The sequence below is a fragment of the Spirosoma taeanense genome (assembly GCF_013127955.1).
GTDB classification, from domain to species: domain Bacteria; phylum Bacteroidota; class Bacteroidia; order Cytophagales; family Spirosomataceae; genus Spirosoma; species Spirosoma taeanense.
Genome location: NZ_CP053435.1, coordinates 471,761 through 484,002 on the forward strand (window position 1 = coordinate 471,761; position 12,242 = coordinate 484,002).

The window sequence follows — 12,242 nt, forward strand, 5'->3', positions numbered from 1 at the left end:
AGATTCTTCCGGCTGGTTGGCTGACTACAGACAATAAACGTCAAACGTTCAGACCCATTTCGTGCCTACCCTCGCAATCGTCATTCTGAATTATAACGGGCAACCGTTTTTAGCTAAGTTTTTGCCTACAGTGCTCGCCAACGCCGACGGGCACCCCGTTTACGTCGCGGATAGCGCATCGACCGACAACTCGGTTGGTTTTGTCAAAGCAAACTTCCCTGACGTCCGGGTGATTGAGCTTCCCCGCAACGAAGGGTATGCCGGGGGCTACAACCAGGCACTTGACTACATCCGGACGCACGACGGCGGGGCTACGTATTACGTTCTGCCAAACTCCGATATAGAAGTTACACCCGGCTGGATTGCGCCCATTCTTAGTCTCTTCGAGGCAAACCCGCAGATGGCTGTCTGCCAGCCTAAGATTCGTTCCTACAGCCAACGCGAACTTTTCGAACACGCGGGCGCGGCCGGCGGCTTCGTCGACTGGCTGGGTTACGTCTTCTGCCGGGGGCGGGTGTTCGCTACGTTCGAGGCCGATCATGGGCAGTATGACGACAACCGGCGGGTGTTCTGGGCAACCGGCGCGTGTCTGTTCGTACGGGCCGAGGTGTTTCACCAGACGGGTGGTTTCGATGCTTCATTCTTCGCCCATATGGAAGAAATTGACTGGTGCTGGCGGGTGCAGCAACTGGGGTATGAAGTCTGGACCTGCGGCCAGTCAACGGTTTTTCACGTAGGGGGCGGTACGCTACCCAAGTCCAACCCGCATAAGACGTATCTGAACTACCGGAACAGCCTGTTCATGCTCTACAAAAACTGGCCGGCCGATGGCTGGCTGTGGGGCAAAATCCTGCTTCGGCTAGTGCTGGATGGGGTATCGGCCCTGCTGTTTCTGAAAGTAGGCCAGTGGCGGGATATCAGCGCGATTCTGCGGGCGCATTTCGCCTTCTACGGCCGTCTGCCAGAGCTGCACCGGCAACGTAAGGCTTTACAGCGGCAACAAAAAAACGATGCCCGCCTGTATCCGCGAAGCATTGTCTGGCAATATTTTGTCGAAGGAAAAAAAACGTTTGCAGCCATAATGGGAGCTGATACGCTCTGAACTTGCCCGGACACCTGTCGGCTTTATAGTTCCCAGATTGTGGGATGGGCGTGCCGCCGGAGGTGTTTGTTCATTTCCATCCAGAACGCCATGATCAGGTACAGAATAACGGGCGACCCTAAGGTTAGAAACGACGTATAAATGAAGTACAGGCGGATGCTGCTGGCCGAGATGTTCATCTTCTCGCCGAGGAGCGTGCAGACCCCAAACGCCTGTTTTTCCACGAAATACCTGATCTTATTCATACCTCTTAATTGACAGCCTGATCCTATACACGGGAAGGCCAACTGAGCAAAGCTAACGAATAGAGACGGTATAATGTTTGCCGTTTACGAAGAAATCCGCAATTTTCTTAGCGAAATTACCTTAAAAGTAAAGGTGCCTGTATTGAAATCGGAACAAATTTATTTACTTTGTGTTGTACCGCGTTGGTGACTAGTCAAGTTATCGGTATGGTGCTGTTGACAAAGTCCGTTGAGTTTCAGCCAAGTGTTCAGCCTTATAAATACTTCGGTGCCTGTTTCGCGTCCTTTGTTACTAACTGACCCCTTGTATGTTTAATTGTTTAATTTTTTAAGTTTTATGCAAACAGGTGTAGTAAAATTCTTCAACGAAAGTAAAGGCTACGGATTTATCGTTGAGGATGATTCAAATCGGGACATTTTCGTCCACATCACCGGCCTGAACGGTATCACCATCCGTGAAAAAGACCGGGTACAGTTCGAAGTAGTTGACGGCAAAAAAGGCCTCAACGCCGTGAAGGTAAAGAAACTGGATTCAGACTACTAAGCTTTTGGGTCTGATAACAAAATAGAAACCCCGCCCGGATGCCGAGCGGGGTTTTTCTCTTATGAATTTCCTGTCCAGCTACGAACGGTGGCCAGATCAGGCATGGGAACGTCTAGTTTTAGTTTCTTCCGGACCCCGCCCAGGTCGTTAAAGAGCTTGTTCGGACTGGCTGTGCGTAGCTGTTCAACGGTCATGAAGCCTAATTTCTGCACCGCCAGAACCCACTCGGCCGGCACACCGGCAGCAAGGAAGTCGCTTTCGTCCGATTGTTCCAGTTTCTTTTCCGGGCGCATCTGCGGGAAAAACAGAACGTCCTGAATGGAAGGCTGGTTGGTCATGATCATGGTCAGCCGGTCAATGCCAAGACCCACGCCCGCCGTTGGGGGCATTCCGTATTCGAGCGCGCGCAGAAAATCCTCGTCCAGGGCCATGGCTTCTTCGTCGCCCCGCTCGGCTAGTCGTAACTGCTCTTCGAAGCGTTCGCGCTGATCGAGCGGGTCATTCAGCTCCGAATAGGCATTCGCAATTTCTTTGCCATTGCAGATAGCCTCAAAGCGTTCAACCAGTCCCGGTTTGCTGCGGTGCTTCTTGGTCAGGGGCGACATCTCGACGGGGTAGTCGGTAATAAAGGTCGGTTGAATCAGTTTCGGCTCGCAGGCGTCCCCGAAGAGTTCATCGATCAGTTTCGACTTACCCATGGTGCTGTCAACCTTAATGCCGCGGCTCTCGGCTACTTGCCGCAGTTCGGCCTCTTCCATCTGCGATACGTCAATACCAGTGTACTCCTGAATAGCCTCGAACATAGTCAGTCGCTTCCAGGGACGTTTGAAATCGATAATGTTCTCGCCGACGGGCACTTTCGTAGTTCCGGCTACGTCTATCGCTACTTTTTCAACCATCTCCTCAATGGTGTCCATCATCCAGAGATAGTCTTTGTAGGCGACGTAAAACTCGACCTGCGTAAACTCCGGGTTATGCGTTCGGTCCATGCCTTCGTTGCGGAAGTCCTTGGCAAACTCGAAGACACCGTCGTAACCGCCCACAATGAGCCTCTTCAGATACAGCTCGTTGGCGATGCGCAGGTAGAGCGTCATGTCAAGCGTGTTGTGATGGGTCCGGAAGGGCCGCGCGGCTGCTCCGCCGTGGATGGGCTGCAGAATAGGCGTTTCGACCTCCAGGTAACCTTTCTGGCTTAGAAACTGCCGGATGGAATTGACCAGTTTTGTCCGCTTCACGAATACGTCACGCACCTGCGGATTGACGATCATATCGACGTAACGCTGGCGATACCGCTGCTCCGGATCGGTAAAGGCGTCGTAGGTTTCTTTTTCACCCTGTTCATTTACGACTTCCTTAACAACCGGCAGGGGGCGGAGGGATTTGTTCAGTATTTTGAACTCCTTTACGTAGACCGACAGTTCGCCGGTCTTGGTCGAGAAAACGTGCCCCCGAACGCCAATAATATCGCCGATGTCGAGGAGTTTTTTGAAGACGGTGTTATACAGCGTTTTATCTTCACCGGGGCAGAGGTCGTCGCGCCGGAAATATACCTGAATCCGGCCTGTCGAGTCCTGAATTTCGGCAAAGGATGCGCTCCCGCTGATCCGGATAATCATGAGCCGCCCCGCCAGTTGAACGTTGCCCCAGCGTTCGTCGCCCGAAAGATCCATTTCGGGCTCAATATGGGTGCCGGGCCCGCCCGGTTGAAAAGCCGCCCGAATGTCGGCAACGGTGGTGTTTACGTCGTACAGTTCTGCGGGGTAGGGATCGATACCCATCCGCATCAATTCTTCGCGTTTTTGTCGGCGATTTATCTCTTGTTCGCTCAGCAGCATAGCAGTCAGACAGTTGGCCAGTGTACAGCCAGTATTTAAGGCCGCAAAAATAGCGAAAAGGATTGGCGTTTGCAGGATTATATGGAAAGAAGCCGCTGATGGTCACCGGGAGCCGTTCGTAAAAATCCTGGATAAGGTGCTCAGAGATTCACTAGCATTGTGCTATCAAAATGCTATCAATTACTGCCCTTAAATAACAACCCTATCATGAACGAAAAACAACTTACATCAGTCTCCGGCTATCTGTTTATGCTGTTAGCTGTGCTGTGCTTACTGGGTTCCGTCGGGCTGGCTTTTGCCCGGCTTGGTTTCGTGCTGCCGGGGATTATCTTCCTGATTTCCATGATTCTGTTCATGGGCATTACGGTCATCAATCCGAACGAGGCCGTCGTCTGTACGTTCTTTGGCGATTACGTAGGCACCATGAAGCAGAACGGCCTGCGGTGGGTTAACCCACTATACGTCAAAACCAAGATCAGCCTGCGGGCCCGTAACCTGAATGGCCAAACCATTAAGGTGAACGACAAAATGGGGAACCCCATTGAAATTGCCGCCGTGGTGGTCTGGCAGGTAGCCGATACAGCCCGGGCGTTATTTGATGTCGACAATTACGTCAACTTCGTACAGATTCAGTCAGAAGCGGCCGTGCGGTTTCTGGCCAGTTCGCACGCGTACGATAATATGGAAGACGAACACGAGACTGTAACCCTGCGCGATAACACCGGGCAGATCAACAAATTTCTGGAGCAGGAACTTGACGAGCGACTGGGGCAGGCCGGGGTTAGGGTTACCGAAGCGCGCATCAGTCACCTGGCCTACTCACCCGAGATTGCCGGCGCGATGCTGCAGCGACAGCAGGCCACCGCCGTCGTGTCGGCCCGGAAGCAGATCGTGGAAGGTGCCGTGGGTATGGTTGAGATGGCTCTGGAACGACTGGAGCGGAAAGGAGTAGTTCAGCTGGATGAAGAGCGAAAAGCCGCGATGGTCAGCAACCTGCTGGTCGTTTTGTGTGGCGAGAAATCGGTTAGCCCGGTCGTCAACGCAGGGACGCTCTATACGTAGTAGAAAAGTCATTCAGTTTCAGGGTACGGACTGTATACCTCTGAAACTGGATGATTCAATATGACCAGACAGACTATGGCTGCTGAAAAAAAAGCCTTTGTGCTGCGGATTCAGGCCGAGACCCTGAAAGAGTTGGAACGATGGGCGCAGGAGGAGTTTCGAAGTGTCAACGGGCAGATCGAGTTTCTGCTTAACGACGCCCTGCGAAAACACAGGAAGCGAACCCGCAACCCAGCGGATAACGACCCACCCGCTGACGCCCAGGCATAGGGCTCAATGCGGGGCGTTGCCGGGGGGGCGGGCAGAAGCTGTTCTGGCTTCCTGCTGCGATAGAAAATTGAAATGGTCAATTAAAACCAGACGACCCAGCAAGGTGCGGGCATTAATGTTGTGGTTACGGACATAGGTTTGCAACTCTTGGTCGTAAAGGGTTAGCAGGGGCTGGTAAATGTCCGAATAAAAGCGGTCTACGTTCAGGAAGTTGCCGGCCTCATACACATAATAGTTAAACTGATCCGGGTTCTGCGTCAGCGTCTTCTCGTCCGTATAATAAGCGGGATTGGTCAGGATCCATTTTGCTATACCGCGAGTCCGCTTCAACCGCCTGACTACTTTGAGCGAGCCATCCATATAGATCTCAAAAAAGGTCTGGTTGAATCGTTCCGGGCCTGTAGGATTAGCGAGCGATACGAACGTGCGCTGTTTGGCCTGCTCGTAGTCGAACCAACCGAACTGCCGTATCTGACTAGCCGAGTAAGCCCGAACGCGGCCATCAGTCTGTCGGAGCAGGACCGTTTCGGCCGACCAGTTATACGATAGTTCTCCTTCCAGTATCGTATTGTCCCAGAAGCTGAGCCGACCGGTCTGCCAGCTCGTTTTTGGTCGTCCGGCCCAGGTGCTGACAACGCAGAAAAGTACAAGCAGCATTGTCTGCACAGACGTAAACAGCGTCTTCATAAGATTTTTTAATAAGTTGGATAAACGAAAAATTAACTCAACCGGCGCTCTCAGCTCGTAGCTTCTCCGGCTTTGTAATTTCTAAGATAACCATCAGACTATAAGCTTGTTATTTGCCCATTTGCAGTGCAATTTGTCTTTGTTTAACTATGGGCAGAAAGAATTGGCTTGTTAAAAGAAGTTTGTTTTGAAGTAGAAATTTTAGCCGAAAGGGTTATACAAACCCATTAATCAGTATTTATTACACGGCTATGTTTTTATTGCTATCGAATGGTGAATATTGGTATAATACAAAAAAGACACCTTGTTTTGTGGTGTCTTCATTCAGGTGAATGCATAGTCTATTTATAAGCTAACCAGGTTTCCTGCTAATTCAGTCGTTACGGACTGGAGACTCTGCACGCGAGTAGTTGTATTGATTAATGAGCATAGGTCTGGTGAAAATTCTTCCAGGAACAATGGCCGTAACAACGTTTGTTTAAATGGCTACATTAAGTAAGCCGTCTGGTCAGCGTTTGGAAAATTCCATGCCAATAAAGTGTATGGAAAGCATAGAGTTGGACTTAATGCCTTAGATCTATTTCTTTTCAGCAGAATTGTTTTTCGCTATATTAACTTGCTGACAGACAGGCGTTAGTGGCGAAGATTGCTTAAGCTTTAAAAAAATCAGCCAAGCTCTTTTAGCCGCTATAATCAGTTGGTTGAAGCCGCTATCGTTTCACCAATCAGTCGGATACCATCCAGCGTTAATGAGGGTAATACATCCACAAAGGCGTCATGTAACGAAGGCAGCCGGCCCGATAATCCTCCCGTTGCAATAGCGATACAGTCGCCGTTAAGCTCGGCGCGGATGCGGTCGATCAGCGAGCGAACCAGTCCTTCGTAGCCCAATACAACCCCGGCCTGAATGGCATGGGTCGTGTTATCGCCGAGCGCCGTGGTTGGGGTTTCAATAGGCACTTCGGGAAGCTGGGCGGTATTGGCGAATAGCGACCGGATAGCCGTTTTAAGACCTGGAGCGATGGCGACACCCAGAATTTTGCCCGTTCCCGATACGGTCGTGAAGGTGAGCGCCGTGCCGAAATCGACCACGACGCAGTTACGTTGATAACGCGTATAAGCCGCCAGGGCATTTGCCACCAAGTCGGTGCCTATTTCGTGCGGACGCAGAATATCGAGGGGCAGGAGTGGATATACGCCCGGTCCAACAACCACTGGGCTAAACCCGAACAGGTCGGCCAGCATAGTACGCATAGTAGGCGTTAAATCCGGTACGACGCTGCTCAGGACGGTTGTCTGAACGGCACTGAGCGAAATACTGGCTTCCAGCAGCCACAACCGCAGCCGACCCTCGTAGGATTTAACCGGTTCATCAGGGCGGGCAGGTGTGCGCCAGATGTGTAGCCAGGCGGTTTGGTCGTAAAGGCCGAAAACGGCATCGGTGTTGCCGATGTCAACTATAATCTGCACGAGCGTAAGCGGGACGGTTGCCGGGGCGAAATAAGGAGAAAAACGGCAGATTCCCGCAATTCGTCAGACTACGGCCCGCCTGGGCTGCGTTGTCATAAAATCTTTCAGGTAAAACGGCTCGAACGTCGCTACGTCTTCAAACCTGCTTTCCGTAAAGGCAGATGTCGCCAGTTTGCCTACCGTTCGGGCAGAGGGCAGAATCGTTACGTCGGGGAAAACAGCATTAGGGTGCTGGCCCAGGAAAGTCCGGCATTTAGCGGCTCCGTCGCCGAAAAACACAACCGGCCCCTGCGTCAGCCACTCACCGAACGAGGTTTCGTCGATTATTTCGGCTGAGGTAGGCCGTAGTTCCTGCCCGGCCGAATCGTAGAATGCGCAGTACACTTCCATCCGGCGGGCGTCGAGCATAGGGCATAGCCGGGTATTGGCAGGGTAAAACTGGCGAATTTGTTCGGTCATGGCCGCCAGCGTGTTAACGGCCAGCAGCGGTTTGTCCAGCGCAAAACATAATCCTTTGGCGGTCGAGACGCCAATGCGTAAACCCGTATAGGAGCCCGGACCTTTGGCAACGGCAATGGCGTCGAGTTGATTTAGCTCATGGCCCGTGTGCTGCACTACGTCGTTGATGAGCGTTGTCAGCATGGCCGACGATGTACGTTCGGTAAACAGTTCGTAAGCGCCCAGCAGCATCCCGTCGCGGTGGAGCGCTACGGAGCAAGCCGTTGTCGATGTGTCGAGGGAAAGAATAAGCATGAAACAAAAAGACAGGCGAAGAAACAAACGGGAGGATTGTGATGCTGCCCGGTTATTTCTTCGCCAGGTCTTCGACTGATTTATTTTCCTTTGAGAATGGAGTTATACCGCCCCATATCCTTAAAAAGGTCAAGAGCCGCTTTCAGTTCGGGGTCAGTGGCAAAAGAGGCTTCTTTAAGTCCTTTCTGCAGATAATAATGTCCGGCGATTTCCTGCTCCAGCAGCGTGCGGATCTCGGGTTTGAACGTATTCAGGTCGGCATCTTTGCTGTGTGACATCTTGGTCTTGAGCGATTTCAGCTGATCCTGAATCTGATCGAAGTACTTTTCTTTTTTGGCGGAAGCTTCGAGCGTGCCGAGGTCTTTTTCAACCTGGGTGGTATAGTCATACTCCTTATCGCCCAGCCACTTCACAAACTCGCTGTATTCGGCATCGGTCAGGCGGAACTCGCGGGCGGGCTTGATGCTCGGATGCTCATGGCGGTATTTCACGGCATAGTCGAAAATCAGCCCTTTGTTGGTCAGGCTCAGCGCAATGGGCGTCGGCGTCTGGTCTTCAACCACGATATCCGGCAAAACGCCCCCGCCATCATACACAACCCGGCCAGCTTTAGTTTTAAACGCCGTTTTGAGCGAATCGGGAATTTTACCGACGCTACCATCCGGATTACGGTGGCTATAGTCAATGGCCTGAATACAGCGACCGCTGGGGATGTAATATTTGGCAGTCGTGATCTTGAGCTTGGTGTTGAACGACAGTTCGCGGGTTGTCTGCACCAGCCCTTTTCCATACGTCCGCTGGCCAATCAGAACGCCCCGGTCGTAATCCTGAATTACGCCCGATACAATCTCGGCAGCCGATGCGCTATGACTGTTGGTCAGCACAACCATTGGCATGTCCAGATCCAGGGGTGGGTTCAGCGCCGTGTAGGTCTTATTCCACTCGGTTACCTTTCCCTTAGTCGTTACCACCTCCGAATCTTTCGGGATGAAAATATTCGAAATGTCGATGGCCATGTTCAGCAGACCACCGGGGTTTTCGCGGACATCGATGATGAGTTTTTTCATCCCTTTGCCCTTCAGTTCCTGGAAAGCTGTGCGAACCTCCCGCGAGGCCGTAGCTGTAAAATCTTTCAGATCAATATAGCCAACCTCGTCCGAAATCATACCGTAATACGGCACGTTGGTCATCTTGACCACATCGCGGACTACGTTCAGATCCAGCGGTTCTTTCTGGCCGTACCGGCGAACGGTTAGTTTGACGGCCGTGTTGGTTTGCCCCTTAAGCAGTTTCCCCGCGTCTGCGTCTTTGCGGCTTTTTACGTCGACTCCATCGACCTTAATGACCTCGTCGCCAATCTGAAGCCCCGATTTTTCGGCAGGTGTGCCTTCATAGATCATTAAGACGATGCTTTTGCCATTCCGCTGACCAATCAGCGCGCCAATGCCGTTGTAGCGGCCGGTGGTCATGGTCATGTAGTCCTCAATCTCGTCTTCGGCGAAGAAGTTCGTATAGGGATCAAGGGCCTTCAGCATGGCGTCGATACTGGTCTTGACCATGCGGTTGGGATTTACTTCATCGACATAATACAGATTCAGTTCCTTGAACAGGGTCGCGTAGATGTCGAGGTTACGGGCGATCTCGAAAAACCGGTCGTCGGTTTTAAACGAGAAGAAGCCGATGCCTCCGGCAACAACTGCCGCAGAAGCAAAAAGCGTAAGGCGTTTGGGGAAGCGCATAAGTCAGTTGGCAGTTAACAACACCTGGATGCAGGGCCACAGCAGTCAGAAGAACGGCCTGCTATAAACTGCCCATTTTCTTTAAAGCTAATTTCATACCTTTTTCTATCTCTTCAAACGAAATTATCTGTTTGGCGGTATAAAGAAAAGCGATATAAGCCGGAGTTGGCCGGGACAGGGAGTCTTCACCAACTAAAAGTGATTTTTGAAGCCGGTAGGCTTCCCGAATCCGCCGACGGATGAGGTTACGGTCAACGGCGCGTTTGAAGGTCCGCTTCGGGACACTGATAACAATAGCGGGCAGGGATGGGGCCTGATCGACTGGCCGAATGGGCAGATAAAGCGCCCGAAATGGAAAGAGGTAGAACGTCCCGACGGTCTGCTGCGACCCGGCCGTACTACCTCTTTTAAATAACTCGCCCAAAACTTTTTTGCTGCAAAGCCGCTCGGATTTCGTGAAGGTTTGCCGCATAAAACTGGTTGACGGTTTTTGATTGCTGTTCGTACTGACGATGGCGAACCGAAAACCGTAAACGCCTTACATTTTGAAGCGTTCGCCTTTTTTCTCGTCCGAAACGGTCAGTTTCCAACGCCCTTTCGCGCGACGACGGGCCAGCACTTGACGGCCGTTGGCACTGGCCATACGCTCGCGGAAGCCGTGCTTGTTTTTCCGCTTGCGGTTCGATGGTTGGTACGTTCTTTTCATGATATATCTTCCCTAAAACCCTTGTTTTCCAAATGAGTCCGCAAAGATAGCAGAATGACAGTAGTTTATCAAGTGTTGTCTTTAGAAAAACAACCGGCCGGTACGCAGTCTGGATAAATCAACGGATTGGACGTAGCTTGTCAAACTAAATCTCCTGTTCGGCCATTCATTATTCAGTGCTCAATCACGGACTTTACGTTATACCCTATGCATTATCGCTTATCTGCCGACCGTTCTGCCCCGCACTACATCGCCGTCGAAGCCCGGTTAACCGACATAACTACCCCGGAGGTTGATCTGCAGCTACCTGCCTGGCGACCGGGGCGATATGAGTTGCAGCAATTTGCGAAGAACATCCAGCGGTTTGCGATTGTGGATCAGGCCGGTAAGCCGCTACCGTTTCGAAAAGTGACGAAAGACCGCTGGCGGGTGCAGACAAACGGCGTAACCGAACTAACAGCCCGGTATAACTACTACGCCCTGCTGCCGACGCCTAACCTGCTGAACGCCGGAAGCAGTTTTGTGAGCGATACGCTGCTGTACGTCAATCCAGTGAATCTGTGTCTGTATGCCGAAGGCCGGATTGATGAGCCGTGTGTGCTCGAACTAACAGTGCCCGATCAATGGACAGTTGCGGGTGGTCTGGCCCAGACAGCATCGGGCCTAACCGGCGTAAAAGCGTTCCGGGCAGCCGATTTTTACGAACTGGTGGATTGTCCGCTCATAGCCGCGCCCACGATACAGCATATTCAGTACGATACGCAGGGCGTTACGTTCCATGTCTGGATACAGGGCGGCCGACGTACAGATGGCGGGCTAACCTTCAACTCAGAACGAATCCGGCGCGATTTCAGCCAGTTTTCCAAAACGCAACTGGCGCTTTACGGCGAATTTCCCGAATGCGAATACCACTTTTTAACGCTGGTGCTGCCCGTACCGTATTATCACGGCGTAGAGCACCGCAACTCAACCGTACTCGTTCTGGGTCCGAACGACGAAGGCGAAGGTCTCTATCAGGATCTGCTGGGCGTATCCTCGCATGAACTGTTTCATGCCTGGAATATTATCCGTATCCGGCCTACGGAACTGTTACCGTATGATTTCACGCGGGAAAACTACTTCCCCACCTGTTTCGTCGCGGAAGGCGTAACGACCTATTATGGTGATCTGATGCTGCGGCATTCGGGGGTGTTCGATGATGAAGCCTACCTGAAAGAACTACAGGTACTGTTCAAACGTCATTTTGAAGCCAACGGCCGGGCATTTCAATCTTTGGTCGAGTCGTCGTGGGATTTATGGCTGGATGGTTATGAAAAAGGCGTGCCCGACCGGAAAGTATCGGTTTATCACAAAGGCGCCATCGGTGCGCTCATGCTGGACCTGCACATTCGCCGGTTGACCAACCATGCCCGTTCGCTGGACGACGTCATGCGGGCCATGTGGCAGCAGTTCGGTAAACCATTCGTGGGCTATACGCTCGACGATTACCGAGCCGTCACCGAGGCCGTTGCGGGTGAGTCGCTGGACTGGTATTATGAGCTATGCATTTTCGGCAACCAGCCCCTCGAAGCAACGCTGAACGAGTTTCTGGCCTGGGTTGGCTTACGGGTAGTTTATGAAGAGCCCACCGCCGATCAGCCGGGCGGTATTCGACTGCTGGAACTGGACGACGAAGCGGGGCGGCAGCAGCGGGCGCGCTGGTTCGGTGGCCCGTTGACCGAAGCGTCTCACGAAGGACTGGTTCCGGAGGATAAACTGGGTAAAGACGTAGTTGCCAAGTAAGCCGAAAATCCGGCTGCGGTTCCGCACCTACTTTGTTTTGGCTATAT

13 protein-coding genes are annotated in these 12,242 nt (G+C 52.2%); 5 read left to right on the plus strand and 8 right to left on the minus strand.

Translation table 11 applies throughout. The features are described from left to right. Positions 1-61: 61 nt before the first annotated feature. A complete protein-coding gene (locus HNV11_RS02095; protein WP_171738085.1) occupies positions 62-1,102 on the plus strand; it encodes a glycosyltransferase family 2 protein in 1,041 nt (346 codons plus the stop codon). Between the two features lie 23 nt (positions 1,103-1,125). On the opposite strand, the gene HNV11_RS02100 is transcribed toward HNV11_RS02095, so the two are convergent. Continuing rightward, positions 1,126-1,347, minus strand: a complete 222-nt coding sequence (locus tag HNV11_RS02100) for a PspC domain-containing protein (RefSeq protein ID WP_171738086.1) — start codon at positions 1,345-1,347, stop codon at positions 1,126-1,128. 337 nt (positions 1,348-1,684) lie between these two features. Between HNV11_RS02100 and HNV11_RS02105 the strand changes: the two genes are divergently transcribed. Continuing rightward, positions 1,685-1,891: a cold-shock protein gene (locus tag HNV11_RS02105; protein WP_171738087.1), complete on the plus strand. Its 207-nt coding sequence runs from the start codon at positions 1,685-1,687 to the stop codon at positions 1,889-1,891. 59 nt (positions 1,892-1,950) lie between these two features. Here the strand turns inward: HNV11_RS02105 and lysS are convergent, their stop codons facing one another. Continuing rightward, positions 1,951-3,726 (minus strand): lysine--tRNA ligase, encoded by a 1,776-nt coding sequence (gene lysS / locus HNV11_RS02110; protein ID WP_171738088.1) that lies wholly within the window; start codon positions 3,724-3,726, stop codon positions 1,951-1,953. Between the two features lie 207 nt (positions 3,727-3,933). Between lysS and HNV11_RS02115 the strand changes: the two genes are divergently transcribed. Both HNV11_RS02115 and HNV11_RS02120 read left to right on the plus strand, forming a co-directional pair. Continuing rightward, a complete protein-coding gene (locus tag HNV11_RS02115) occupies positions 3,934-4,788 on the plus strand; it encodes an SPFH domain-containing protein (RefSeq protein ID WP_171738089.1) in 855 nt (284 codons plus the stop codon). A 75-nt stretch (positions 4,789-4,863) separates the two neighbouring features. Then, positions 4,864-5,058: a ribbon-helix-helix domain-containing protein gene (locus HNV11_RS02120; protein WP_171742030.1), complete on the plus strand. Its 195-nt coding sequence runs from the start codon at positions 4,864-4,866 to the stop codon at positions 5,056-5,058. Between the two features lie 3 nt (positions 5,059-5,061). Here the strand turns inward: HNV11_RS02120 and HNV11_RS02125 are convergent, their stop codons facing one another. The 6 genes from HNV11_RS02125 to rpmH form a co-directional block, all read right to left on the minus strand. Further along, entirely contained in the window at positions 5,062-5,745 is a 684-nt protein-coding gene (locus HNV11_RS02125; protein WP_171738090.1) for a hypothetical protein, read from the minus strand. Between the two features lie 693 nt (positions 5,746-6,438). After that, positions 6,439-7,215: a type III pantothenate kinase gene (locus HNV11_RS02130; RefSeq protein WP_171738091.1), complete on the minus strand. Its 777-nt coding sequence runs from the start codon at positions 7,213-7,215 to the stop codon at positions 6,439-6,441. Positions 7,216-7,278: 63 nt separating this feature from the next. Then, positions 7,279-7,968, minus strand: coding sequence for a tRNA (adenosine(37)-N6)-threonylcarbamoyltransferase complex dimerization subunit type 1 TsaB (gene tsaB, locus HNV11_RS02135; RefSeq protein WP_171738092.1), 690 nt, complete (start codon positions 7,966-7,968; stop codon positions 7,279-7,281). Positions 7,969-8,048: 80 nt separating this feature from the next. Beyond that, complete coding sequence (locus HNV11_RS02140; protein WP_171738093.1) at positions 8,049-9,707, minus strand: S41 family peptidase; 1,659 nt, start codon at positions 9,705-9,707, stop codon at positions 8,049-8,051. Positions 9,708-9,768: 61 nt separating this feature from the next. Next, positions 9,769-10,179: a ribonuclease P protein component gene (locus HNV11_RS02145; protein ID WP_171738094.1), complete on the minus strand. Its 411-nt coding sequence runs from the start codon at positions 10,177-10,179 to the stop codon at positions 9,769-9,771. A 66-nt stretch (positions 10,180-10,245) separates the two neighbouring features. Further along, positions 10,246-10,413: a 50S ribosomal protein L34 gene (gene rpmH / locus HNV11_RS02150; protein WP_171738095.1), complete on the minus strand. Its 168-nt coding sequence runs from the start codon at positions 10,411-10,413 to the stop codon at positions 10,246-10,248. A 207-nt stretch (positions 10,414-10,620) separates the two neighbouring features. Here rpmH and HNV11_RS02155 point away from each other — a divergent pair, with 207 nt between their 5' ends. Next, a complete protein-coding gene (locus tag HNV11_RS02155) occupies positions 10,621-12,195 on the plus strand; it encodes a M61 family metallopeptidase (RefSeq protein ID WP_171738096.1) in 1,575 nt (524 codons plus the stop codon). The last annotated feature ends 47 nt before the right edge of the window (positions 12,196-12,242 follow it).